The sequence below is a fragment of the Niabella terrae genome, assembly GCF_054783135.1.
The window spans coordinates 876,373-901,112 of the sequence record NZ_BAAGRD010000008.1 but is presented as its reverse complement, the minus strand read 5'-3'; the positions used below and the strand labels follow the sequence as shown (position 1 = coordinate 901,112).

Here is a 24,740-nt window from a genome sequence, read left to right as displayed (position 1 = left end):
CGAACTGTCCCCGTCCGGCGGGCACCACTATTAAACTCCCTCCCGGTCTTTAGGGCATTTTCAATATCTTTAATTTTCAATGAAAATGCAATGGCTACGAATGTAAAATGTCCCAGTTGTCAGCACGTGTTTGCGCTGGAAGACGGACTGAGTGATGAACTCAAAGAAAGTATCGAGCGGGAAAAGGAATTACTGCGCCATCAAATGAAAGACTACAAGAAGTCAAAAGAGGAGGAACTGGAGAAAAAAGAGCAGGAATGGCAGCTCAAGTTACAATCCGAAAAATTATCGCTCCAAAAACAACTCGAAGAGCAAATCCGGAAAACCGTAACAGGTGACTTTGAAAATCGGCTGGCGCTGTTGCAAAAGGCCAATGAAGAGAATGAAGAAAAGCTTAAACGCTCACGACAGTTGGAAGCGGAATTTTTAAAGCAGCAACAGGACTTGAAAAACAAAGAGGAGGAACTGGAGCTGACGCTGCAGAAAAAACTGGCACAGGAAAGAGAGGTCCTCAGCGAGCAACTGCGCCGTATCGAAGCGGACAGGACAGCACAAAAAGAAACCGAATACCAGTTGAAATTAAGGGAACTCGAAAAGCAACTGGAAGACCAGAAGAAACTGGCCAGTGAAATGAAACGTAAGGCCGAGCAGGGATCCATGCAATTACAGGGAGAAAGCCAGGAACTGGCGCTCGAAGAAATGCTCGCTGCCGCTTTTCCCTTTGACAAAATTGAAGAAGTCGGCAAAGGCGTGCGCGGCGCGGATTGCATACAATTGGTGCGCAACAGTCTGGGTGCAATTTGCGGTCGGATTATCTGGGAGAGTAAAAGGGCAGAAAACTTTGGCGGCGAGTGGATAGAAAAACTCAAGGTGGACATGCGCGCACTGGGTGCGGATCTGGCGATACTGGTAACAAAAATATATCCCAAAGACATGAATAGTTTCGGCGAAAAGGATGGCGTCTGGATCTGCAGCTTTGGGGAGGCTAAAGCCCTGGCCGCTGTTTTGAGAGATGGTATTTTCCGTGTTTATGCCGCCTCCAAAAGCCAGGAAAACAAGGGTGATAAAATGAATATGCTCTATAGTTACCTCACCAGTGTGGAATTTGCCGAGCAATGGAAGGCGATCCGGGAAGGATTTCTGGGCATGAAAATGAGCATCCAGAAAGAGCGGGATGCCATGGAAAGACTATGGAAAGCCAGGGAAAAACAACTGGAAAAAGTATTATTGAACGCCACCCATATCCGGGGATCTATTGACGGCATCAGCGGTTTGGAAAATGTCGATCTCAATCTGCTGGAACTAAATGACGATACCGCGGAATAGTCACCCGGGACTATTTAATTTTCGGTACAGACAGAACTGAGACATAACCCGGGGAATTGCCGGATTGGAATTTCCAGCTGGTTATCATTTTTTGTAAACAGGCAATGGAAAAGTCCGCGTTGCTGATCTCTGGATCTCAATTGTATATGCCGGCGAAAATCGACCTGACCTGCACCGTACCATTTAAAAACGGCTTCCTTGGCGCTCCAGATTTGCGTATACTCCTCCACCGTTTTTGGATCCAAATGAGTCATTTCTTCCTTACTAACGAATTTCTGCCGGATGCCAACGATCTTTTCTACCGGAATCTCAATATCAATACCTACCCGTTGATGACGGCTGACAATGGCAGCAGCCCATTGTCCACAATGTGAAATCGAAAACTGATAATCCGCGTCCGGCAAGTACGGCTTGCGGGTATCGGCTATCCGGATCAGTTGAGAGGGAAAGTCCGGAAACAGGTATTTCAGCAAAAACCGTCCGGCGAGATGCTGTAACCGCTTGTGGGGATGACTCACTTCCCTGTGCAGCGGTACGTTTGGAATAAAAAACGATTCCGGTTCTGTGATCTGCCATATACCCAGTCGGGTCTGCTGATTGATATCTTGTTGAAAAAAAATGGGCATGATCCTTTATATAGCTGTATTTTGCACAAATTAAATGAATTAAACGAATGGCCCATGGAGTTTTACCCACGAACGCCTGCCATATCGAAAAACCGACAACATGATACTTTCCGACCTAAGTATTCTTGAAGCCATGGAAAAAGGTTCCATTCTCATCCGGCCCTTCCTTCGGGAGCATCTGGGGAGCAATAGCTATGATGTCCATTTGGGTAAATGGCTGGCCACCTATAATAACCATATACTGGATGCAAAGAGCCATAATGAGATTACTTACTTTGAAATTCCTGAAGAAGGGTATGTGTTGTATCCCCATATCTTCTATCTGGGTGCTACTGAGGAATACACCGAAACCCATGAACATGTGCCTTTTCTGGAAGGCAAATCCTCTACCGGACGCCTGGGTATAGATATTCACGCTACTGCCGGCAAAGGGGATGTGGGATTTAAGGGACACTGGACCCTGGAAATATCTGTAAAACAGCCCGTAAAGATTTACAAGGGTATGCCGGTGGGTCAATTGATCTATTTCCCGGTTGACGGAGAAATTGAAATTAAGTACAACCAGAAAAAGAACGCCAAATACAGCAGCCAGCCGGATCGACCGGTGGAAAGCATGATGTGGAAAAATAAATTCTGATCACTGGCCCCTTTTGCACCGAAATCGGAGACTGCTGCTGCGCGGAAGGTTATCAGGAATGGTATTTTGCATAAGTGAAGGCAACGGCCTCATGCAGAAACCCGGTATCAGACGGGGCAATCTGATGTAAGCGTAGCAGGTTCTTCAGAAAAGCAACTATTTATTAAATGCAGCTTCTCCGGCGGTATTGTTTTGCAATACACTATCAATAGTAAAGCCGGATGTACTCCAACTAATTTCGGTCAGTGCATTATTGCGCTGCATCAAAAGATACATTACGCAAACCACTAATAAAATGATACACTGAATGGCAATCAACGCTGTATTTATCAGTTTCATATTGGTTTAATTTTGAAGGGCCAATTGTTTAGAACACAAAGATGTGCCTCATTGACTTTTAAAACAACGGGAATTTTCCCGTATTTCACAGCAAGTTACTTAAAAATATGTTAATAGCCGGGTTTTGAGCACCGATTTTAACCCCCAGGGGCGGCACTTGTCCACTTTGCCGCCATAATCCTCCTTATACAGAATGCTAAACTGGTTAAAGACGCGCCTTTCCTCCCTTGACAGCTCTTAACGGTCAGGAGGACGGTAAGCTTTCGCGCAAGGCGCCAGCCAGGGGGAATTCCAGGATAAATATGGAACCTTTACCCAGTGTACTGTCAACCTTTATAGAGCCTCCGTGCGAATCCGCTACAGATTTGACATAGCTGAGGCCCAGACCAAATCCCTTCACATTATGGAGATTTCCGGTATGCGCCCTGTAGAATTTCTCAAAGACACGACGCTGCGTCTCCTTACTCATGCCAATGCCATTGTCTTCAAAACGCATCACAATTTTATTGCCGCTGTTGGAAGTAGAAATCTTCAATTTGATCGGCACATTCTCCTTGGAATATTTCACCGCATTGTCAATCAAATTATTGACCAGGTTCGTAAAATGCACTTCATCGGCATTAATAATATCCTTAGTTGCTTTTAATACCAGTTCGGAATCGCCTTTTTTGTCATGTAACTGAAGTTGAAAATTATCTATGACATTTTCCAATATTTCATGGACCGATACAGGCCGGCGATCAATTTCAGCTTCCTTCTTTTCAAACTGGGAGGCTTTCAGAATGGTTTCCACCTGTTTGTTCATCCGCTGGTTCTCTTCCTTTATGATCCCGCTGAAGTATTTCATTTTATCCCGGTCAGCCATTACTTTATCATTCTTCAGCGCATCCACAGCCAGCGATATAGTAGCAATCGGGGTCTTAAACTCATGGGTCATATTGTTAATGAAATCATTTTTGATATCACTGAGTTTTTTCTGCCGCAACATGGTATAGACCGTCAGATAAAATGCGGCTACAATTACCAAAGTAAACAGTACAGCCAGTGCCAGTTCAAAACCGAGATCCCGCTTCACGTAATTTCGCCAGTTTAAAGCGGTAATTACCAACATTTCCTGGCTGGTCAGACTTTCAGACGCCGATCCGCTGGGCGACAAAATCGGATAAAATTTGTTGTAGCTGTAAGCGGAATCCGAAAAAGCCTTATAGAAATTAGATGACTGTCGTATGGGGTAAGATACGTCACTGCCTGCCGGGTCATAGTTCAGGGTAAACTCAAATCGCAGTTTTTTCAGACCGGCTTCATCGAAGGATTTTCGGATTTTTTCATATAAGTAAGTCGCAGTGATTTTCGAACCGATGGTAACGGGATTCAGCACATCGTAGTAATTACGCCGGGGAAATATATTGTTAATATCATCCTCGATAATCGGAGGTGTATACTGGGCCTTCAGGTTGGTCAGATCCAGCTGTACGGCCAGACCCGCATTGTCAATTTTCTGTTTGATCTGATCTTCTCTTAAGGCAATCAGGTTTTTCAGCCAGGAAATCTGCATCACAATAATACCAATCAGCGACAGGGTGATTAATATCCCAATAGAAGAAAATAATTTTTTCACGGCAACAAATATAATCATAGCCGCTCAGCTAAAAATATCTGATGTTCCGGGTTTTTAATATTTAACCTTTTAGAAATCAGGATCAGATAAGAAAGGCGGATTGCGAGAGGCACCCCGATGACCGAATGGGCACGCAAATCAGCGACCGGCAGCCTGACGATCCGCTATTCAAAAAAATCAAATTCCCGGGCCGGTCGAAGTCCAGATAAACAAAAAAATAAGTATCTTGGGCCATGATTGATCCGGTGAGTGGCAGTTTATTAGTAGCCAATCCACATCTCAGTGATCCGCATTTTCTGCGATCGGTCATCTTTTTATGTGAACATAGTGAAGAAGGCAGTTTTGGTTTTGTACTGAACCGTAAACTGGATTATTCCGTAGGGCAACTTGTCACTGAGTTGGAAGATTTTAATCTACCGGTTTATGAAGGTGGTCCGGTAGAACAGAATACCCTGCATTTCCTGCATCAGTACCCTGAAAAGATACCAGGCGGGCGCGAGGTTCTGGAAGGTGTTTTTTGGGGAGGTGCCTTTGAAGACTTAATCCACCTGATAGTGACCGGTATGGCTGATGTAGGAAAAATCCGGTTCTTCCAGGGATACAGTGGCTGGGGCCCCGATCAGCTTGGGGAAGAAATGGAGGAGAAAGCCTGGATTGTAGCGAAAGCCTTACCCGGATATCTATTCGCTGCTGACGAAAAACAGCTTTGGCGGGAAGTTTTAAAGGCATTGGGAGGTGATTATAACCTGATTCTCAATGCGCCGCTGGATCCCAGAATGAATTAACTATAAATATAGAACAGACATGAGAAAACTAGTTTTGGCCTGTATACTAAGCAGTTCCCTGCTTTTTTCTGGTTGTGATACTGTCAAAAATATGGCTGGTGCCCTGTCCAACTTCGAAATCGCTCAGGGACTCAAAGAGGCACTGACACAGGGGCTTTTCAGCGGCTTTGACGCTTTTGCCAACCCCAGTCAGGGTAATGCGCTGGTCCGTTTTGCCTTTCCCGGCGACGCCGCGAAAATCGAAAACACCTTAAAAACACTGGGGCTGACCAGTCTGGTGAATCAGGTTACCTCAAAATTCACCAATGCCATGTCCCAGGCAGTTGTGGCGGCCAAACCCATATTTTTAAACTCGGTGAAAAAAATGAGTATTGCGGATGCTGCCGGTATTCTTTTCAGCGGTAATAAGAATGCCGCCACCCAGTATTTTAAATCCGCCATGAGTCCTGAACTGATGACGGCGTTCCGGCCAATCGTTGACAGTACGGTCAGGACCTCCGGGGCAGGAAATGATTTTGCTACGATCGCAAAAACCTATAATGCGATTCCATTCCTGGATAAAAAGCTGGAAACCAACCTAAATGATTTTATTGCGGCCAGGGCAGTGGATGCCATGTTCCTATATGTTGCTAAGAAAGAAGAAGATATCCGGGCGAATGTCTCGGCAAGGACGACGCCCCTGTTGCAAAGGGTATTTGGTTATGCCGATACCCAAAGGCGGACAGGCAGCCTATGAAGATCCAGGACAAATCCTGATTAATTCAATGCCCTAAACACGAGTGGAATGACCTGAAGCCTAACTTATTATTATATTTGCACGATTTTTATCGTTTAACACTTAATATATTAGATATATGGCAGACATTTTTGACAGACTACTTCAAAACTACGGCCCCATAGGACAGCACCGTGAAAGGGCACATGGCTATTTCGCATTCCCGAAGCTGGAAGGTCCAATTTCCAGTCGTATGAATTTCCGCGGAAAAGATATGATAGTCTGGAGTCTGAACAACTACCTGGGGCTGGCAAACCACCCGGATGTGATTAAGGCCGATGCCGATGCCACTGCCGAATATGGTCTGGCTTATCCTATGGGCTCCCGGATGATGAGCGGCAACACAAATTTGCACGAACAGCTGGAAGTTGAGCTGGCCGCCTTCGTTGACAAAGAAGACGCCATTCTGCTCAATTTCGGTTACCAGGGTATGGCCAGTTTGATTGATGTGATATGCAGCAGACACGACGTAATTGTGTATGATGCCGAGAGCCATGCCTGTATCATCGACGGATTAAGAATGCATGCCGGACACCGCTATGTATTCAAACACAACGATATCGAAGACCTGGAGAAACAGTTGCAAAGAGCATCAGCCCTGATAGAAAAGCAAAAGGGAGGCGGTATTCTTGTGATAAGTGAAGGTGTTTTCGGCATGGCCGGCGATCAGGGCAAATTAAAGGAGATTGCCGCTTTGAAAGGTGACTATGAATTCCGTCTGCTGGTAGATGATGCCCATGGTTTCGGTACCTTGGGGAAAACTGGCGCCGGCGCAGGTGAAGAGCAGGGAATACAGGATCAGATCGATCTTTATTTTTCCACTTTTGCCAAATCCATGGCTTCCATTGGTGCCTTTATTGCGGGAGACAGTAAAATCATCGACTATATTCGTTATAATATCCGCAGTCAGATTTTTGCCAAGAGCCTGCCCATGCCACTGGTTATTGGTAACCTGAAACGCCTGGAATTGCTCAAAAAACAACCCCAGCTTAAAGAAAAGCTCTGGGAAAACGCACTAAAATTGCAGAATGGCCTGAAAGAAAGAGGTTTTGATATCGGTCATACCAATTCCGTTGTGACGCCGGTTTATATGAAAGGGGGCGTGGAAGAAGCTACGGCGATGGTGATGGATCTGCGGGAGAATTACCGCATTTTCTGTTCTATTGTGGTTTATCCGGTAATACCCAAGGGTCATATTATTTATCGCCTGATCCCCACTTCGGTCCATACTGACGAGGACATCAAAACCACCCTGGATGCATTTTCAGCCACAAAGGAGAAACTGGATACCGGCGCCTACCAAGCAGCGGCGATTCCTGACATGGCGGAGAAAAAATAATCCGACTTCAGAAAATACAATTTTCAATACTATAAAAGGCTCCAAGAAGAGCCTTTTATAACCCGTGCCTTAGATCCCAAAAGTCTTTAGCTTTTGGGATCTAAGGCACAAAATTGTTTTTTTGTATAATATAGTAGTATATTTGTAACATCAGTATAAGATGTAAAAACCTCGTAAGGGACTTGCGAGTACACGTGTGGAGTGATAATAAGACTTCTAACTCCTCGGAGCAGTAAGCAAATCGCTGTGAAGCACGAAGCACATTGGTCTTTAGCCAATGGGTAGTTCACAGTATTATTTACGTTCAACCTACGGAGGCTGATGTCCTGACGGATCCGTAAAATGCCGGATCGGGTATGCCGTCAGGCAGAATTTCTGCCGGCATTAATAATACCGAAAGAACAACGCATTACAAGTTTGCCGTAGGTATCTTTTAAACCTTCAGCATCTCCATCTTCCTGATCCGCTTCGCGAATTTTGCTCATTGCATATTGCTGTATGGTAACCAGGGGAAGCACAATTCGCTCCCGCATCAGGATAGACAACTTGTCCACCGGATAGTTATCCATCAATTCAGCATTCCCGGATAGCTTCAGCACATAGGTATAGGTCAGTACAAACTCGTCATAAATCATTTTCCATATCTCCCCAAACTGCTCGTCGTCTTTCAGATAGGAAGTCAACGGAAAATAAGACTTGGACATGGCCATCTCACAGTTGTCGATCAAGGTTTTGAAATACAGTGAACTGTTATATAGTTGCTGAATTTCCTCAAACCTGCCAATATACTCCATTTTTTGCAGTGCTGCCCCCACACCAAAATAGCCGGGGACATTCTGCTTGAGCTGACTCCAGGCGCTGGCAAAAGGAATAGCCCTGAGATCGCCCAGTGAAATCGTATGCTGTGATTTCCCTCTTTTTGTCGGGCGACTACCAATATTGGTTTCACTGTAGAACCGCAGCGGACTCACGGTATACAGGTACCTGGCCAGCATGGGATGATCTTTCAGTTTCTTATAGGCCTCAAATCCAAAGGACGATAATTCCTGCAACAATTCTTCCTCCTTACTGGTCAGGGGTTCATGCCGGTCGGCATAGAGACTATTACTGAGGCCCGCATTCAGTAACTGTTCCATATTATACTGCGCCGAATCAATGATCCCGAAATTGGAACTGATCGTCTGGCCCTGAATTGTCAGCTGTATTTCCCGGTTGGAGATGTTTCGACCCATTGAAGCGTAAAACTTATGCGTTTTCCCGCCCCCTCTTGCCGGGGGTCCGCCCCTGCCATCAAAGAAAATCACTTCATAGCCGTAGTGACGGGTCACCCGGGTTAATTCTTCCTTGGCCCGGTAAATACTCCAGTTGGCCATCAGATAGCCACCATCTTTGGTACCATCGCTAAAACCCAGCATAATGGTCTGGGTCTTCTTTCTTCTTTCCAGATGGGCTTTGTAAGCGGGAATACTGTACAAATCCTGCATAATACCCGCCGCATTACTTAAATCATCAATGGTTTCAAAAAGCGGGATGATATCCACATCAATCTCTTCATCTGCAAAACCCTGCATTTTGAACAAGGCAAGGACTTCGATTATATTCAGTGTGCTATTGCATTGACTTATAATATATCTGTTACAGGCCGCTTCTCCATTGGCATGCTGAATCTGTCGCAAAGCCAGGGGAATTTCTGCCGTATCACGGTCTACATCGTCTTCGAAAATATTTGCGTCGACGGTACCCTTAATTTGCAGCAGGGCTTTGATTTTGTCTTTTTCATTCAGGGAAGGATAATCCTGGGGAATGATGCCCTTGCCTTTTCGGGCGACAATATCAAACATCCGTTGATGAATCGTGCTTTCCTGACGCAGGTCAAGGGAAGCAAAATAAAGCCCGAAAATTTCAATCTTGTTGATCAGTCCCTGAACCAGATTTATAAACAATCCGTTGTGCTGCTCCATCAGGATTTCCTTAATGGACACCAGGGTATCCTTGATCTCCCGGGTCGTAATATTGATCTTATGCCCTGGAATAAAGACATTATCATAGAGCTTCTGTTCCAGTAAAGCAATGGGTTCCTCTACGCCGTGAAACGTAAGTCTGCGTTTTAATTTCCTGACGTCTAGGTAATAGCATTTGATGATGGAGCTACGCAGCGCGTCTGCAACTTTGACCGTGGTATCGCATTTGACATAAGGGTTGCCATCCCGGTCACCGCCCGGCCAGAATCCCATCTGTAATACAGGATTTTCTTCATTTACGGCTGCCGGAAACTGGTTCTTAAGCGCATTCATAATTCTGCCGGCCGCCTGATAAAATACATTTTCCAGGAACCAGATGAGACTGATCGCCTCATCGTAGGGTGTCGGCTTTTTCTTATTTAAAAAAGGCGTTTTCCCCAGCTGCTGTAAAAATGTATTGATCTCAACAGAGTCGTTCTTTAACAATGCCCGGCTTAGGTCATGGATAATCCCCAGTACCGATCCCGGGTAAAACTGTGTGGGGTGAGCGGTCAGCACCAAACGGACGCAGAAAGTTTTTAGTATATTTTTTAGTTCATCTGCCTTGCTGAACTGCACAACATCAGAAAGTACCTGTTTTAGGGTACCGGCGCCGTTCAGGTCATAAGTATGGGTATAGGAGGCATCTTCCAGGGCATCAAATAATACCACCTGTCTTTCCACGTACTGGGTAAATCGGAAAAGCAGATCCAGTCGTTCTTTCTCATTCTTCAGTGAAGTATGACGATTAAAGAATTCATTGATAATGGCAACCGGACTGTTATGACGGTCAAATCCTTCTTCGCAGTTATTGGAAAACAGTGAAAGTAAAATCCCTGTCTTCTCCATTTTATGAAATGGCAGAGAGGTAAAAAGACTGTTGTATAACTGGAACCTGGTTCCAACCTCTGTTCTGAAATGATGCAAACTCCTGCTTTCGGCAATATCCATTGTTCAAATAGTATTTATTCGATTTAATTCATTTTCAATAGCAGGCAACGGCATCCAAGATAGTATTTTTTGTGGTAACGATAATAATTTTTTACCACGATCTTATTAAAGCATAATATATTCTAAGCAATCGCAAATAACTTAGATTTTTTCAAATAAACTCCCGCCGAGTATGCAGAATTACATTTCAGGATCAGGTTGCCTATTCGGGTCTGACAGATGCCGTAACACGGAAACTGCTGATGACATCAGGCGAAAGATTTGGTTATTGAAAGTTTACAGACCTAATACATCTTTCATGGTATAGATGCCTTTTTTGCCGTTGAGGAACTCTGCAGCCAGTACCGCACCGAGCGCGAACCCCCTCCGATTATGCGCGGTATGGGTAATCGTAATATCGTCGATATCAGAATGGTAGTTGACAATATGGGTGCCCGGCGCCGGATCGATCCGTTTGCTTTCGATGAGCAACTCATCCGGGGCAGCAGTCTGATCGTTTACCCAGCCTTTCTTTTCCTTATAAATGTCGAGCAGGTCCTCGGCAAGGGTAATGGCGGTACCACTGGGCGCGTCCTTTTTCGCGGTATGATGTATTTCCTCCATCGAAACCACATATTGAGGATAGGGATGCATCAGGGCGGCCAGTTTACGATTGAGTTCAAAAAACAGATTGACACCTACACTGAAATTACTGGCATATATAAAGGCACCATCGTTTTGCCGGCATAATGTCCTGACGGTTTCCATTTGGTCCAGCCATCCCGTCGACCCGCTGATGACAGCGGTTCCCAGCTCCATCAGCCGCGTAATATTGTGATAGGCCGCATGCGGACCCGTGAACTCGATCGCTACATCAACCGAAGCCAGTCGTTCAGGGTTCAGATCTGACTGATTGTTCTCATCGATAATAAGGGAAACCTGATGGCCCCTTTCCAGTGCAATCTGTTCAATGGTTTTCCCCATTTTCCCATAACCCACCAAAGCTATATTCATCTATCTGATCTTTTAAGTTTACAATCGGCCGAATCGCTACTTGATTCTGAGCACCAGGCTCAAGCCATTGGTTCGGGCCAGTTCACTATACCCTGGCTTTACATATAAACTCAGGTCCGGTGATACATCAAAAGTACTCAAATGTGCATCTACGGTAGCATCAATCACGTTCAGGGCCCAGGCAATGACAAAATACAATACGGCATAATCAACATCCCTTCGATAATTATCCCTGTATACCCTTATATCGTCTGCACGGATTCCGTAGTTACCTTCAAAAAAAACTTCCCGGATTTGCGGGTAGACCTGCTGGTAGGCACTACTGCCCAGGCTGTCGGTGCCCTGTTGAATATTGTAGGCTACATTATAGCCATAGCGAAACCGTTTGTACCAGACCAGATTGTCAATAAAAAAAAAGGCGGTTGCACCCAATGCGGCATAGACAATAGGCACTTTCCATATTTTCTTATTGTAAACCTGGCCCCAACCCGGCAGGATCGCCGACCGAATCGCCGCCTTTCTGGGACTTCGTGCATTAGGATCCCGGAAAACAGAATCTTTCTCAAAAACGGGATTATTATATTGAGGGGTGGTGTCCGCCGCAAGTTGAATGTTCTGTAGCTGGGTCGTGTCCGGAACAGTAGTTACAGCAGGCCGGGAACTCGAATCAGGCACAGGAGATGGCACAGGAATGCGGGTCGTATCGGTCTGGGCGCCGCTGACAACTGCCCAACCCATCGCTACCAGCAGCATGCAACAAGAAACAGCAGCCTTTACCGGGTACATGCTGCAAATTAAACGCATGTTAGTCAATTGATACGTTAAAGTTTTGAAGCAACTTATTAAGCTCTTCGACGGAATAATAATCAAAGGTAATCTGCCCGTGCCCCTTGGAACTATGCTTGAGCTTTACCCGGGTATCAAATTGGGAAGCCAACTTATCTTCGATTCGCTGAAATGGAGAAGCCGCAGCCGTCCTGGCGGGTTTTTTGGCCACACCGTCCTTGTACAGATTTCTAACCAGGGATTCAGTTTGCCGGACCGATAGGCCTTTTTCCTTTATTTCCCTGAAAATATATAATTGTTTGTCTACAGTATCCACATTAATCAGCGCCCTGGCGTGGCCCATAGAAATATCGTTACTACGAACGGCCAGCTGAATATCCGGCGGCAATTTGAGTAAGCGTATAAAATTAGCAACAGTGCTTCGGTCCTTGCCCATTCGTTCTGCCACCTGATCCTGGGTGTAATCCAGTTCATCCATCATCCGTTTGTAACTCAGGGCCACTTCTACCGCATTCAGGTCTTCTCTTTGCAGGTTCTCCAACAGCGCCAATTCCAGGAGTTCCACATCATTGGCCTGCCGGATATAAGCCGGTACCTCTTTCAGACCGGCAATTTTGGATGCCCGCAGGCGGCGTTCTCCAGCAATCAGCCGGTACTTTCCGTTGGCCATCCTGGACACAGTAAGTGGCTGGATGATATCATGGATTTTGATCGATTGTGCCAGTTCCTGCAGGGCCTGGTTATCAAAATCCGTCCGGGGCTGTTTGGGATTGGCTTCAATATCTGTCACCGCTATCTTGGTAATACCAGTAGCCGATTCCACCACCGTTTTCTTCAAATCACCAGAACCACTTTTCAATTCAGCGTCAATACTGCCCAACAGCGAGCGAATACCTTTTCCTAATGCGTCTTTATTTGATTTCTGCGTAGCCATTATATTTTTATTGGAAGTTCTTGAATCCGTACCGGAATATCCGCCTTTTAAATTAATTCAGAATTTTCTCTTCATTTGACATCCGGGTCATGTCATTTTTCTGCAGTATTTCCTTGGCCAGATTCAAGTAGTTCATCGCCCCCTTACTGTTGGCGTCATATAAGACCACGGGTTTACCAAAACTCGGCGCCTCACTCAATTTCGAGTTCCGGTGAACAATGGTCTGAAACACTAGTTCATCAAAATGCCGTCTGACTTCATTCACCACCTGATTACAAAGTCTCAGGCGGGCGTCATACATCGTCATCAGAATACCTTCAATTTTCAGATCGGTATTCAGGCGGCTCTGGACAATTTTTATGGTATTTAAAAGCTTTCCCAGACCTTCCAGTGCGAAAAACTCACATTGTACCGGGACGACCACCGAATCAGCCGCTGTAAGGGCGTTTACGGTAATCAGACCCAGAGAAGGGGAACAGTCAATCACAATAAAATCGTACTGATCCCTTATATCTGCCAGCATTTCCTTCATGACCATTTCCCGGTTGGGATAATTGATCATTTCAATTTCTGCACCTACCAAGTCGATATGAGAGGGAATCAGGTCCAGATTGGGTATTTCACTTTTCAATACAACCTGACCTGCCGGCGTCTGATTTGCCATACAATCGTAAAGACTCTGGGTAATGTTCTGAAGATCAAAACCCACACCCGTCGTACTATTGGCCTGAGGATCGGCATCAACCAGCAGGGTTTTATACTCCAGCACCGCAAAACTTGCCGCCAGATTAATGGCTGTAGTAGTTTTACCTACCCCACCTTTTTGATTCGCAACTCCTATAATTTTTGCCATATAAAATTGAAATAAATGCCAGTGCCTAACCGGAAGGCGCAGGGGTTTTCAGATTCAATTATGATTTTAAATACCCTAAAACGCAAATGTAAAGTTTTTGAGGCTGTTTCAAGGGAGGATTTTCCACGAATAACACACCGGAACCGAAGCGGTCGGGATCGCAAATTATCATCCTTTGTACCAGTAGCCTGTTAAAGTAATCTAAAGGATCAAACGTCTACCCGGTAAACCACCCGGTCCGCATGCAGGCAGTCCGGTCGTATCGGGAATGAAAAAATTCCAGTAGGTTTGACCAATTTTAGAACAATCACCGCTTATCATGCGCAACAGTCCTTTTTGGTGGATCCTTATTGCTATAATGTTATTGATAGACTGTTATGTCTATTTTGCTTTACGTTCCCTGTTTCAGACCAGTAGTTCCAAAACGAAATCTGTTTTCACCGTTATCTACTGGAGTATTTCTGCCCTGGCAATGCTTTCACTGTTACTATTGCCTTATTTTCAGTTCAGTGCGCATAACAAGTTGGCCAGGAGCACCATATTTGCACTGGTTTTTGCCCTTTTCTTTGGAAAACTTATCGCAGCCCTCTTTTTTTTGGTGGATGATATCAGGCGGCTGTTCCAGTGGTTTGCAGGCAAACTGTTCTCCGCTAAAAATGAGATCAGTGAAATCGCCGGCACCAGCACAGAGGCAATTTCCCGATCTTCTTTCTTCTCCTGGCTGGGCATTATTGCCGGCGGTAGCTTATTCACAAGTTTTATATACGGCCTGTCCAATAAATACAACTATACCGTTAAACGAGTACAACTCAGTTATCCCAACCTGCCAGCGGGATTTAAAGGCATGAAAGCCATACATATTTCAGACATCCATACCGGCAGCCTGACCAATCTAAAAGCTGTAGCCAAGGGCGTAGAAATGATATTGGCCGAAAAGGCTGATATTATTTTCTTTACAGGCGATCTGGTCAATAACCGAAGTGAAGAAGTGGGCAGCTACCAACAGGTTTTTGAAAAACTGAAAGCGCCCATGGGCGTCTATTCGATCCTGGGCAATCATGATTACGGTGATTACGAACACTGGAATAGTCCCGCGGCCAAACAGGCCAATCTGGAAGTTCTCAAAAAAATTCATTCGGATATGGGCTGGCGGCTGCTCCTCGATGAAACCGTGGCACTCCAACGTGGTGATGACCATATCGGACTAACCGGCGTCCAGAATATCAGTGGCAAATCCAGTTTTCATTCCTATGGCGATCTCGCCAAAGCCGTGGCCGGAAGTGCACCTTTTCCGTTCCGAATCCTGCTAAGTCATGATCCTTCCCATTGGGACAAAGAAGTGAATACGCGGTATCCTGAAATGGATCTGATGCTGAGCGGTCACACACATGGTATGCAATTTGGTGTTGAAATACCGGGACTACGCTGGAGCCCGGTGCAATACGTTTATAAACAATGGGCGGGTCTTTATGAATCCGGGGCACAGAAACTTTACGTGAACCGGGGTTATGGTTTTATCGGTTATCCCGGCCGGGTTGGTATACTACCGGAAATAACGGTAATTGAATTTATCTGACGAAAATGTAAAAAGATGTAATTTTATAGCATCCAAGGATTTATATTAAAAGTTACCACAAAATAACATTCATCACCTCTAAATTTTTTATATGTCAAACCTCAAGAAATTCCTTACCCTGATACTGCTCAGTTTTTTTGCCTGGAACGCAGATGCGCAGTTCCATGTCGGAATTAAGGCCGGGGTGAATGCCGGTAAAATTGACGGTAAAAGTTTTAAACAGGAATTTAATTACAGCTACCTGGTGGGCGGCTTTGCGGAAATTGGAATAAGCGAAAAATTGAGCATCAATCCGGAAGTACTGTTTTCCCAGACCACGGCTACCCGGGATACTTCGTTCAAGAATACCCTGCCGGATTTCAATTCCGATCAGATGAAGGCGAAACTGACCTATCTGTCCATACCTATTTTACTCGATCTGCGACTGGTGGGGCCGCTCCATATTCAGGCGGGTCCCCAATTTGGCATTAAGCTGAATAAAAATACTTCCTTACTTGAAAATGGCGAGGAAGCTTTTAAAACCGGCGACTTTTCTCTGGCCGGCGGCGCGACCGTGAATATCAGTTCTTTTAGGGTAGGGGCCCGTTATGTAATCGGCCTGAGTGAACTCAATGATGCCGTCGATGAAGATTCCTGGAAGTCTCAGGCACTACAACTGACGGTCGGTCTGGCATTTTAGCGGAAAAAGACCTTCCTTCCGCCATATGTTAATTTATTGATTATAAAGCAATTGCTTTATAATCCCTTCTTCCCGTCTGCCAAGATTTCAAATTTCAGGGCTCAAAACCCTGCTGGCATTATCCTTGTCCTTTCATTGCCCGATTAAATTTTAAATTCCGGACAGGCTGTATGGTGACAGAATGTCTTTACTTTTATATTATGGATCTTAATAACGTGTTTTTGAAACCTGAAGATGATGTGAATTTCATGCCAATCATTGCTTTGAATGAGAATATTGGAGATGAGGCTGATGATGTAGTTCCCGAAGAACTGGCGCTATTGCCCCTAAGAAATACCGTTTTGTTTCCGGGTGTCGTTTTGCCGATAACCGTGGGCCGGGAAAAAAGTATTCAGTCAGTCAATGAAGCTTACAAGGGCAACAAAATGATTGGCGTGGTAGCCCAGAAAAACGCGGTTATCGAAGAACCCGAGGCGGCTGATCTGGAAACGGTAGGTACGGTTGCCAAAGTAATCAAGATGATTCAAATGCCGGACGGCGGTACGACGGTTATTATTCAGGGCAGAACGAAATTTGCCATTGATGCGATTACCGCTTCAGAACCTTATTTTAAAGCTAAAGCGCATAAGATAGAGGAATCGGAAGCGCCGGCGGATGCCGATTTCGATGCCTATATATCCAATATTAAGGATCTGGCGAATAATATTATCCAACAATCTCCCAATATCCCTTCCGAAGCGACCCTGATCCTGAAGAATATTGAAAACCCCGTATTTCTAATTCATTTTGTCAGTAGCAATTTGAACACCTCGATTGAGGAGAAACAAAAGTTGTTGGAAATCAACGATATCCGTGAACGCGCGGAAAATCTGACGCAGTTACTGCAAAAGGAATTACAGTTTGTAGAACTGAAAAATAAGGTAACCAATAAGACCCGGACGGAGCTGGACAAACAGCAGCGGGAGTATTTCCTGCAGCAGCAATTAAAAAGTATCCGGGAGGAATTGGGCGGCGATTCCAATTCCCAGGAAATCAAGGAAATGCTCAAAAAAGCGGAAACGAAAAAATGGCCGCAGAATGCAAGGGAAGCATTCCAGAAGGGAATCGAGAAACTGGAACGTATGCATCCCAGCACGCCTGATTATTCCGTTGTTTACAACCATGTTGACCTCATGCTGGAGCTTCCCTGGGATGAATATACGGATGATAAATACGACCTGGGAACAGCCAAAAAAACCCTGGATCATGACCATTATGGAATGGCTAAAATCAAGGAACGCATCCTGGAATACCTGGCAGTGCTTCAATTAAAAGGGGATATGAAAAGCCCGATCCTCTGTTTTCTTGGACCTCCCGGCATCGGAAAGACATCGCTGGGTAAAAGCATCGCCAGTGCCCTGGGACGCAAATACATCCGGTTAAGTCTCGGCGGCCTGCATGATGAGAGTGAGATTCGCGGTCACCGTAAAACTTATATCGGTGCGATGCCTGGCCGGATCCTGCAGTCATTGAAAAAAGCCAGAAGCAGCAATCCCGTTATCGTACTGGACGAAATAGATAAAGTGGGCAATGATTTCCGGGGAGATCCGGCCAGTGCCCTGCTGGAAGTGCTGGACCCTGAACAGAATAATACCTTTTACGACAATTACCTGGAGCTGGAATATGACCTGAGCAAAGTTTTGTTTATTGCTACCGCCAACAGCCTTCAGACCATCCAACCAGCACTGAGGGACCGTTTGGAAATTATCAACCTGAGCGGCTACGCGATTGAAGAGAAAATAGAGATCGCCAAAAGACACCTGGTACCCAAACAAAAGGAATTACATGGCATCCCCAAAAGCAGCTTTAAAATTGGCGATAAAGTGCTGGAGCGATTAATAGCCGATTATACCAGGGAAAGTGGCGTCCGGGAACTGGATCGGCTCCTGGCAGGACTGATGCGCAACCGAGCGAAAAAAATTGCATTGGCGGAATCCCTGAGCTCCTCTCTTGGTCTGGAAGAACTGCAACAGATTCTGGGAAAACCCCGTTTCAATAACGACTTGTATAAAACCGTGAATATGCCAGGAGTAGCGGTGGGTCTGGCCTGGACGGTCGTAGGCGGCGATATCCTGTTTATCGAGTCCAGTCTTAGTGAAGGCAAGGGCACGCTGGATCTTACCGGCAACCTCGGCAATGTCATGAAGGAAAGTGCTACCACGGCCCTGACTTACTTAAAATCCAATTCCGGCAAATACGGCATTGACCATACAGTTTTCCAAAAGAAAAATATTCATATCCATGTGCCCGAGGGGGCAACACCCAAGGATGGCCCCAGTGCGGGTATTACAATGATGACCTCCATTGCCTCCGCGCTGACAGGCAAGAAAGTAAAGCCATTTCTGGCCATGACCGGAGAGATAACCCTGCGTGGTCAGGTATTGCCGGTAGGTGGCATTAAGGAAAAGATCCTGGCAGCCAAAAGAGCAGGCTTAAAGGAAATCATTCTTTGTTCCCAGAATGAAAAAGATGTAGACGAAGTAGAACCTGATTTTATTAAAGGGTTGAAATTCCATTATGTCAGTAAAATGGAAGAAGTTCTTCAAATCGCCCTGGTCAAAAAATAAGGTGGCTGTTTGAAGTTTCAGTCTGCCTCCCGCATCGGCTTTCCTGCCATGCCCCGGCCAGCCTGGTCCGGGACTTCAAAGCTGGTAGAAATCGTCGAAATTTCTGTGTTAGTTTTTTTTACCTAAAAAATTAAATTCAGTAAAGGGATTTCAACCAGTATAAGTGTTTCAGGCAATTGATACTTTTACGACATCGATCTTATTTAATTTTACGGCTATGTCAAAGAATACATTGCGCGAAATCATCCCGCTGACACAGGGAGACTGCTTTACTATCTTCACCAGGGTAAAATCCGACTTTGATTTTCCCCTGCACAGCCATGAAGAAATTGAATTGAACTTTATCAGCAATGCCAAAGGTGCCAGAAGAATCATCGGGGACCATATCGGCGAGATCGATGACCTGGAACTGGTCCTGGTAGGTTCCAATCTGCTGCATGTCTGGGAAAACCATACCTGCAAAAGCAAAGAAATCACTGAGATCACCATCCAGTTCCCCAAAGATTTTATGGACGAAAAATTTCTGCGTCGCAACCAGATGAGCTTTATGCAAAAAATGATGGAACTTTCCAGTCGCGGGATATTGTTCTCCAGACCCACCATTAGAAGTATCATGCCGAGGCTACACAGCCTGGGCCAAAAACACGGTTTTGACTCTGTACTGGAGCTCCTGTCGATTCTCCATGACCTGTCCACTTCCCGGAATATGCAAACGCTCTCAGATTCTGCGGTTACAATCGATCACTCTTCCAATTTCAACAGCCGTCGCATTGAAAAGGTAACGGAATATATCAATAGCAATTTCCACCGGAACATCTCATTGGGCGAGGCCGCCAAAACCGTAAACATGACGGAAATGTCGTTCAGCAGGTTTTTTAAGGCAAGAACCGGAATTACCTTTATGGATAATGTCCTGGAATGTCGGATTGGCAATGCCTCCCGGCTGTTGATGGATACAACACAGTCTATATCGGAAATCGCCTACAACTGTGGTTTCAATAATATATCCAATTTCAACAGGCTGTTCAAAAAACGTAAGGGCTGCACACCCAAGCAATTCCGTGAAGACTATAATTTCTACGGCAACCGAAAGTTCATTTAAATGCCTGCCCCGGTAAATTTTTGTTAAACCCCGGGAATCTGCTGATCCGATATCGAAAAGCAGGCATTTTAGTTTTTCCGCATTTATACGCTGAATTTTTGTAGGTTTGGAACCAATTTTTGGACTATGGCTAAATCTAAAACTCAAAAAATCAGCAGTGGCCGGAAAAGCGACCTGCTCACCCCTGCTTCACTTGATTTTTTAAAAAATTATATCGATAATGCTTCCCCGGTCGGATTCGAAACCTGGGGGCAGAAATTATGGCTCAAATATCTGGAACCCTATGTAGCGGAACATTTCGTAGACGCCTATGGCACAGCTGTCGGGATTATCAATCCAGGCCAGCCCTTTAAGGTAGTCATTGAAGCCCATGCAGATGAAATCAGTTGGTTTGTAAACTACATAACAGACAATGGGTTATTATTCCTTAAACGAAACGGCGGAGTCGATCACCAGATCGCACCGGGTCAACGTGTCAACGTACATGGTAAAAAAGGTGTTGTGAAGGGCGTCTTCGGTTGGCCGGCAATTCATACCCGCGGTGGCAAGGAGCATGATACCCAACCTAAAGTTGAAAACCTATGTATTGACTGCGGGGTCAGAAATAAAAAAGAAGTAGAGGCATTGGGCGTTCATATTGGTGCCGTCGTAACCTATCAGGAGGGTTTCGATGAACTGGCCAACGATTTTTATGTGGGACGGGCATTTGACAACCGTGTCGGCGGGTTTATGATTGCTGAAGTTGCACGCCTGCTTAAGGAAAATCGCAAAAAACTGCCCTATAGTTTATATGTAGTCAATGCCGTACAGGAGGAAATCGGACTTCGGGGAGCAGAAATGATTGCCCGCCGCATCAAGCCGGATGTAGCGATTATTACCGACGTCACGCATGACACGGGACATTTTATGATCAATAAAAAAATTGAAGGTGACATCGCCTGCAGCAAAGGACCCTCCCTTGCTTATGGACCGGCCATTCAGAATAAATTGCTGGCTTTTGTGGAAGAAGTGGCGAAAGAGAAAAAAATTCCTGTACAATGGCGGGCCCTGAGCCGCAGTACCGGGACGGATACCGACTCCTTTGCTTATGCCAACGATGGCTGTCCTTCTGTTTTGATATCTATTCCTTTGAGGTATATGCATACAACGGTAGAAATGATCCACAAAGCAGATATCGAAAATACCATCCGGCTGATGTATGAAACCCTGTTGAAACTCAGCCCGAAAACCAACCTGAACCTGATGTAGCCGAAACGGCATCGATAATATTAAAATGGTAAAGCCGGTTGAATATCCATGAGCGCACTAAAAGAAAAGATACTTAACAAACAGAATGGGTTGCTGTTTTACAGCTTCGTACCTCCAAAAATAACCACTGAAGTGGAGCGACTCTACGTGATCGCCGAAAAACAGATTGGTCGGATTAATCAGTTGGACGTGGATGGCCTGATACTATATGATATCCAGGACGAGAGTGAAAGAACCAGCGAAAAAAGAACCTTTCCCTATATTCATACCATTGCACCGGAATTTTACCGTCGCACCTATTTGTCTGCCATCAGCAAACCAACCATTATCTATAAAAGCATTGCCAACCATACCCGGGAAATGTTTACTGACTGGCTTCGGGAAAACAACGATATAGAAACCGTTGTGTTTGTCGGCGCCTCATCCCGACAGCAGGTACTGCGGACGGGCTTCTCACTCACAGATGCCTATCAGTTACGCCGGGAACAATACGGTGATTTGCTATTGGGTGGGGTCACCATACCTGAGCGTCATGCACTGAATAGCTCCGAACACAAAAGGATCCTGGAAAAAGAGCATCAGGGCTGCAGTTTCTTTGTAACCCAATGCGTATATAATATCAACGACACCAAGAACCTGCTATCTGATTATTACTACGAAGCGGTCATCAATCAGACCGAATTAAAACCTTTTATTCTGACACTGAGTCCCTGTGGTTCCCTGAAGACGCTCGAATTCATGAAATGGCTGGGTATCGAAGTCCCTAAATGGCTTTACAATGACCTGAAACATGCCAGGGATATCCTGGGCACTTCCATAGATATGTGTGTCAATATTGCCGAAGAGCTGATCGATTTTGCCCGGACCAAACAGATCCCCATTGGTTTTAACATTGAAAGTATTTCCAACAAAAAAGAAGAGATCGATGCAGCTATCCTGCTTTTGGATAAGGTATCCCATCTATTATCACGTTGATTTACAAGTCGTTAAATAGAATTTAAGCCAGGCAGACAGTTGCCTGGAGCCCTACCCGCTTCAACCGGGAAAATTTTAAAAAAAACGCTTCCAGAAGCATCTTTTAATTGCCATTGATCGTCCTAAGGGAAAGTAGTATCATCATGAAGCGATTGGCAATTCCTGTTTTTCTGGCAACCGTCCTGTTTTTAACAGGCATAGAGGCCCAGGCGCAATGGGGCCGTTATCACCGATCTTACCGTGTTTACCGGCATCGTCCCATGGTTTCCGTTGGTATCGGCGGGGTGTTCGGAGGTATTTATGGCCCCGCAGCGGGGCGGGTATATGTCGGAGCGCCCCGGGTTGGGATACGTGTAGGGATGATGGTACCACCGCCAGGTGCCCGTGTTCGTAATTTACCGGAGGAGGCCGTAGCGCGGGATTTTAACGGCATTACCTATTACTACTTCAACAATATGTATTTCAGGGAACGTACAGACGGTGGTTATGAAGTCGTGGACGCCCCCCTGGGTGCCGATATTGACAGGTTGCCCATGGGCGCGCAGCTGGTTAAAATCGACGGTCAGTACTATTATGAAAAAGACGGTACTTATTATGCCAAAACGACCACAGAAGATGGCCATACCATCTACATCATAAGTGGCAAGGATGGACAACTGGACACAGAAAGCTATTCCGATTCCTTTGATAATAGTCCAAATGAATCTCCCGAAGCAACCGATATCGAATCGCAGGACGAGGACTTAACGGACACATCAGAAATTACAGCGCCTGCGGATGCCAATAGCGGGCAGGGCAGCATTCGCCCTCAGATAGGGGACCGTTTTGACCGGCTTCCGAGGGATGCCCGTCAGGTAACAGTAGGTGGTAAAAAGGAATATGTTTCACTCAATGGCGTCCATTATAAGGAAGTGATCGCCGATGACCATACGGTATACGAGGTGGTGAGTAATTAAGTTGCTGATTGTTTTTTTATATATATAAAAGCCGCTTTTTTTAAAGCGGCTTTTTCATTATTCGGTTATTCTTCCTACATTAAAAGGCCATCAGAATCGATTGTTCCTTACTTTCAAGCACCGAGTTACCCATCAGGAATTCATCCACCTTACGCGCACATTCCCGGCCTTCGCTGATAGCCCAGACGACCAGACTCTGGCCCCGACGCATATCACCGGCAGCAAATACTTTTGCAATACTGGTAGCATATTTGCCTTCTTCTGCTTTCACGTTACCGCGGTTATCAAATTCGACGCCCAATTCCTCCAGTAAACCCTGCTGTAAGGGGTGCAAAAAGCCCATGGCCAGTAACGCCAGCTCACAAGGTATATCTCTTTCTGAACCCTCAACTTCCGTGAACCGGGCCGGCTGACCAGGAGCAGGTGTGGTCCATTGAAGATCCACGATTCGGAGCGCCTTCAAACGGCCCTGGTCATCGCCCATAAATGCCTTGGTGGCGATACTCCATTTCCGGTCCGCCCCTTCCTCATGACTACTGGTGGTTTTCAAAAGCATGGGATAAGTGGGCCAGGGCATCAGGTCGGTTCTTTCTTTAGGCGGCATGGGCAGTAGTTCAAACTGCGTTACGGAGCTGGCACCGTGACGGTTGCTGGTCCCAACGCAGTCACTGCCGGTATCCCCCCCTCCGATCACTACAACATTTTTACCCGTCGCCAGCACTTGTTCCTTCAGTATATTACTTTCAATTTCGCCGTGGGCCAGAAAATCCTTACCGCTTACGCGTTTATTGTTTTGCTTGAGAAAGTCCATCGCAAAATGAACCCCGTTAAGTTCCCGACCCGGGACCGGCAGATCACGCGGAACAGTGGAACCACCTGCCAGAACGATGGCATCAAAATCACCTAATAACTTGCTGACCTTGACATTCTTACCCACATTGGCATGGCATTTAAAGGTTACGCCTTCTTCCTTCATCACGTTAATACGCCGGTCGATTACCCATTTTTCAAGTTTAAAATCAGGGATGCCATAGCGCAGCAGACCTCCGGGCTCTTCATCGCGTTCAAATACCGTTACGCTGTGCCCTGCATAATTGAGCTGGGCTGCTGCCGCCAGTCCTGAAGGACCACTGCCGATCACTGCCACTTTTTTCCCCGTTCTTACATTGGGTGCCTTACCGCTCACAAATCCTTTCTCAAAAGCGATTTCAATGATATGCTTTTCTATTTCTTCGATGGCCACGGGAGGTTGGTTGATACCCAATACACAGGCAGATTCACAAGGTGCGGGACATATCCTGCCGGTGAACTCCGGGAAATTATTGGTAGAAGTCAGTATTTCATAAGCTTCCCGATAGTCTTTCCTGTAAACGGCATCATTGAACTCCGGTATCACGTTTCCCAGCGGACAGCCGCTGTGACAGAAAGGAATACCGCAGTCCATACATCTGGCGGCCTGATTATTGAGCTTTTCTTCAGCTAAAAGCGGGACAAACTCCTTGTAATCCCGTAATCTTTCAGCAACCGGCTTTCTGACCGGGAGTTCTCTTGTGAACTCTAAAAATCCTGTTGGTTTACCCATCTTATTGAATGCATCCTCTGCCTATTAATAAATCACCGGGCAGAGATATTTTTA

At 45.7% G+C, this 24,740-nt stretch carries 21 protein-coding genes; 12 read left to right on the top strand and 9 right to left on the bottom strand.

The window, feature by feature from the left end; genetic code table 11:
* Positions 1 to 90: 90 nt before the first annotated feature.
* The gene (locus tag ACYVI9_RS11970; protein ID WP_460764805.1) at positions 91 to 1,326 is read left to right on the top strand and encodes a DUF2130 domain-containing protein; all 1,236 of its coding nucleotides are present in this window, start codon (positions 91 to 93) and stop codon (positions 1,324 to 1,326) included.
* A 14-nt stretch (positions 1,327 to 1,340) separates the two neighbouring features.
* Here the strand turns inward: ACYVI9_RS11970 and ACYVI9_RS11965 are convergent, their stop codons facing one another.
* Entirely contained in the window at positions 1,341 to 1,952 is a 612-nt protein-coding gene (locus ACYVI9_RS11965; RefSeq protein ID WP_460764804.1) for a 4'-phosphopantetheinyl transferase family protein, read from the bottom strand.
* A 100-nt stretch (positions 1,953 to 2,052) separates the two neighbouring features.
* Here ACYVI9_RS11965 and dcd point away from each other — a divergent pair, with 100 nt between their 5' ends.
* Positions 2,053 to 2,589 carry a dCTP deaminase gene (gene dcd / locus ACYVI9_RS11960; protein ID WP_460764803.1) on the top strand — a complete coding sequence of 179 codons (537 nt, stop codon included), beginning with the start codon at positions 2,053 to 2,055 and terminating at the stop codon, positions 2,587 to 2,589.
* A 156-nt stretch (positions 2,590 to 2,745) separates the two neighbouring features.
* Here dcd and ACYVI9_RS11955 read toward each other — a convergent pair whose 3' ends face one another.
* Together ACYVI9_RS11955 and ACYVI9_RS11950 are read right to left on the bottom strand one after the other, a co-directional pair.
* Positions 2,746 to 2,928 (bottom strand): hypothetical protein, encoded by a 183-nt coding sequence (locus ACYVI9_RS11955; RefSeq protein WP_460764802.1) that lies wholly within the window; start codon positions 2,926 to 2,928, stop codon positions 2,746 to 2,748.
* A 244-nt stretch (positions 2,929 to 3,172) separates the two neighbouring features.
* Positions 3,173 to 4,546 carry a sensor histidine kinase gene (locus ACYVI9_RS11950; protein WP_460764801.1) on the bottom strand — a complete coding sequence of 458 codons (1,374 nt, stop codon included), beginning with the start codon at positions 4,544 to 4,546 and terminating at the stop codon, positions 3,173 to 3,175.
* Positions 4,547 to 4,779: 233 nt separating this feature from the next.
* Between ACYVI9_RS11950 and ACYVI9_RS11945 the strand changes: the two genes are divergently transcribed.
* From ACYVI9_RS11945 to ACYVI9_RS11935, 3 genes are all read left to right on the top strand, one after another.
* Positions 4,780 to 5,331, top strand: a complete 552-nt coding sequence (locus tag ACYVI9_RS11945; RefSeq protein WP_460764800.1) for a YqgE/AlgH family protein — start codon at positions 4,780 to 4,782, stop codon at positions 5,329 to 5,331.
* 19 nt (positions 5,332 to 5,350) lie between these two features.
* A complete protein-coding gene (locus tag ACYVI9_RS11940; RefSeq protein ID WP_460764799.1) occupies positions 5,351 to 6,067 on the top strand; it encodes a DUF4197 domain-containing protein in 717 nt (238 codons plus the stop codon).
* Positions 6,068 to 6,185: 118 nt separating this feature from the next.
* Positions 6,186 to 7,445, top strand: a complete 1,260-nt coding sequence (locus ACYVI9_RS11935; protein ID WP_460764798.1) for an aminotransferase class I/II-fold pyridoxal phosphate-dependent enzyme — start codon at positions 6,186 to 6,188, stop codon at positions 7,443 to 7,445.
* A gap of 362 nt (positions 7,446 to 7,807) precedes the next feature.
* Here the strand turns inward: ACYVI9_RS11935 and ACYVI9_RS11930 are convergent, their stop codons facing one another.
* The 5 genes from ACYVI9_RS11930 to ACYVI9_RS11910 all read right to left on the bottom strand — a co-directional run bounded on the left by ACYVI9_RS11930 (position 7,808) and on the right by ACYVI9_RS11910 (position 13,962).
* A complete protein-coding gene (locus ACYVI9_RS11930; protein WP_460764797.1) occupies positions 7,808 to 10,396 on the bottom strand; it encodes a phosphoenolpyruvate carboxylase in 2,589 nt (862 codons plus the stop codon).
* A gap of 276 nt (positions 10,397 to 10,672) precedes the next feature.
* Positions 10,673 to 11,389 carry a 4-hydroxy-tetrahydrodipicolinate reductase gene (gene dapB, locus ACYVI9_RS11925; protein ID WP_460764796.1) on the bottom strand — a complete coding sequence of 239 codons (717 nt, stop codon included), beginning with the start codon at positions 11,387 to 11,389 and terminating at the stop codon, positions 10,673 to 10,675.
* Positions 11,390 to 11,425: 36 nt separating this feature from the next.
* Complete coding sequence (locus ACYVI9_RS11920) at positions 11,426 to 12,175, bottom strand: DUF5683 domain-containing protein (RefSeq protein WP_460764795.1); 750 nt, start codon at positions 12,173 to 12,175, stop codon at positions 11,426 to 11,428.
* Between the two features lie 19 nt (positions 12,176 to 12,194).
* A complete protein-coding gene (locus ACYVI9_RS11915; protein ID WP_460764794.1) occupies positions 12,195 to 13,109 on the bottom strand; it encodes a ParB/RepB/Spo0J family partition protein in 915 nt (304 codons plus the stop codon).
* Between the two features lie 52 nt (positions 13,110 to 13,161).
* Positions 13,162 to 13,962, bottom strand: coding sequence for a ParA family protein (locus ACYVI9_RS11910; protein ID WP_460764793.1), 801 nt, complete (start codon positions 13,960 to 13,962; stop codon positions 13,162 to 13,164).
* 358 nt (positions 13,963 to 14,320) lie between these two features.
* Between ACYVI9_RS11910 and ACYVI9_RS11905 the strand changes: the two genes are divergently transcribed.
* From ACYVI9_RS11905 to ACYVI9_RS11875, 7 genes are all read left to right on the top strand, one after another.
* Positions 14,321 to 15,538, top strand: a complete 1,218-nt coding sequence (locus ACYVI9_RS11905; protein ID WP_460764792.1) for a metallophosphoesterase — start codon at positions 14,321 to 14,323, stop codon at positions 15,536 to 15,538.
* 91 nt (positions 15,539 to 15,629) lie between these two features.
* On the top strand, positions 15,630 to 16,217 hold the full coding sequence (locus tag ACYVI9_RS11900; protein WP_460764791.1) for a porin family protein: 588 nt from the start codon (positions 15,630 to 15,632) through the stop codon (positions 16,215 to 16,217).
* Between the two features lie 200 nt (positions 16,218 to 16,417).
* The gene (gene lon, locus ACYVI9_RS11895) at positions 16,418 to 18,823 is read left to right on the top strand and encodes an endopeptidase La (RefSeq protein ID WP_460764790.1); all 2,406 of its coding nucleotides are present in this window, start codon (positions 16,418 to 16,420) and stop codon (positions 18,821 to 18,823) included.
* A 217-nt stretch (positions 18,824 to 19,040) separates the two neighbouring features.
* Complete coding sequence (locus ACYVI9_RS11890; protein WP_460764789.1) at positions 19,041 to 19,925, top strand: AraC family transcriptional regulator; 885 nt, start codon at positions 19,041 to 19,043, stop codon at positions 19,923 to 19,925.
* 126 nt (positions 19,926 to 20,051) lie between these two features.
* Entirely contained in the window at positions 20,052 to 21,173 is a 1,122-nt protein-coding gene (locus ACYVI9_RS11885; RefSeq protein WP_460764788.1) for a M42 family metallopeptidase, read from the top strand.
* Positions 21,174 to 21,221: 48 nt separating this feature from the next.
* Positions 21,222 to 22,148 (top strand): methylenetetrahydrofolate reductase, encoded by a 927-nt coding sequence (locus ACYVI9_RS11880; protein WP_460764787.1) that lies wholly within the window; start codon positions 21,222 to 21,224, stop codon positions 22,146 to 22,148.
* A gap of 143 nt (positions 22,149 to 22,291) precedes the next feature.
* A complete protein-coding gene (locus ACYVI9_RS11875; RefSeq protein WP_460764786.1) occupies positions 22,292 to 23,104 on the top strand; it encodes a DUF6515 family protein in 813 nt (270 codons plus the stop codon).
* Positions 23,105 to 23,183: 79 nt separating this feature from the next.
* Here ACYVI9_RS11875 and ACYVI9_RS11870 read toward each other — a convergent pair whose 3' ends face one another.
* Positions 23,184 to 24,686, bottom strand: coding sequence for a glutamate synthase subunit beta (locus ACYVI9_RS11870; protein WP_460764785.1), 1,503 nt, complete (start codon positions 24,684 to 24,686; stop codon positions 23,184 to 23,186).
* Positions 24,687 to 24,740: the final 54 nt, after the last annotated feature.

Excerpts from the sequence above, each read along its gene's own strand:
- ACYVI9_RS11970 (WP_460764805.1), top strand. The coding sequence starts at position 91 with ATGGCTACGAATGTAAAATGTCCCAGTTGTCAGCACGTGTTTGCGCTG.
- ACYVI9_RS11965 (WP_460764804.1), bottom strand. The coding sequence starts at position 1,952 with ATGCCCATTTTTTTTCAACAAGATATCAATCAGCAGACCCGACTGGGT.
- dcd (WP_460764803.1), top strand. The coding sequence starts at position 2,053 with ATGATACTTTCCGACCTAAGTATTCTTGAAGCCATGGAAAAAGGTTCC.
- ACYVI9_RS11955 (WP_460764802.1), bottom strand. The coding sequence starts at position 2,928 with ATGAAACTGATAAATACAGCGTTGATTGCCATTCAGTGTATCATTTTA.
- ACYVI9_RS11945 (WP_460764800.1), top strand. The coding sequence starts at position 4,780 with ATGATTGATCCGGTGAGTGGCAGTTTATTAGTAGCCAATCCACATCTC.
- ACYVI9_RS11940 (WP_460764799.1), top strand. The coding sequence starts at position 5,351 with ATGAGAAAACTAGTTTTGGCCTGTATACTAAGCAGTTCCCTGCTTTTT.
- ACYVI9_RS11935 (WP_460764798.1), top strand. The coding sequence starts at position 6,186 with ATGGCAGACATTTTTGACAGACTACTTCAAAACTACGGCCCCATAGGA.
- ACYVI9_RS11930 (WP_460764797.1), bottom strand. The coding sequence starts at position 10,396 with ATGGATATTGCCGAAAGCAGGAGTTTGCATCATTTCAGAACAGAGGTT.
- dapB (WP_460764796.1), bottom strand. The coding sequence starts at position 11,389 with ATGAATATAGCTTTGGTGGGTTATGGGAAAATGGGGAAAACCATTGAA.
- ACYVI9_RS11920 (WP_460764795.1), bottom strand. The coding sequence starts at position 12,175 with ATGTACCCGGTAAAGGCTGCTGTTTCTTGTTGCATGCTGCTGGTAGCG.
- ACYVI9_RS11915 (WP_460764794.1), bottom strand. The coding sequence starts at position 13,109 with ATGGCTACGCAGAAATCAAATAAAGACGCATTAGGAAAAGGTATTCGC.
- ACYVI9_RS11910 (WP_460764793.1), bottom strand. The coding sequence starts at position 13,962 with ATGGCAAAAATTATAGGAGTTGCGAATCAAAAAGGTGGGGTAGGTAAA.
- ACYVI9_RS11905 (WP_460764792.1), top strand. The coding sequence starts at position 14,321 with ATGTTATTGATAGACTGTTATGTCTATTTTGCTTTACGTTCCCTGTTT.
- ACYVI9_RS11900 (WP_460764791.1), top strand. The coding sequence starts at position 15,630 with ATGTCAAACCTCAAGAAATTCCTTACCCTGATACTGCTCAGTTTTTTT.
- lon (WP_460764790.1), top strand. The coding sequence starts at position 16,418 with ATGGATCTTAATAACGTGTTTTTGAAACCTGAAGATGATGTGAATTTC.
- ACYVI9_RS11890 (WP_460764789.1), top strand. The coding sequence starts at position 19,041 with ATGTCAAAGAATACATTGCGCGAAATCATCCCGCTGACACAGGGAGAC.
- ACYVI9_RS11885 (WP_460764788.1), top strand. The coding sequence starts at position 20,052 with ATGGCTAAATCTAAAACTCAAAAAATCAGCAGTGGCCGGAAAAGCGAC.
- ACYVI9_RS11880 (WP_460764787.1), top strand. The coding sequence starts at position 21,222 with ATGAGCGCACTAAAAGAAAAGATACTTAACAAACAGAATGGGTTGCTG.
- ACYVI9_RS11875 (WP_460764786.1), top strand. The coding sequence starts at position 22,292 with ATGAAGCGATTGGCAATTCCTGTTTTTCTGGCAACCGTCCTGTTTTTA.
- ACYVI9_RS11870 (WP_460764785.1), bottom strand. The coding sequence starts at position 24,686 with ATGGGTAAACCAACAGGATTTTTAGAGTTCACAAGAGAACTCCCGGTC.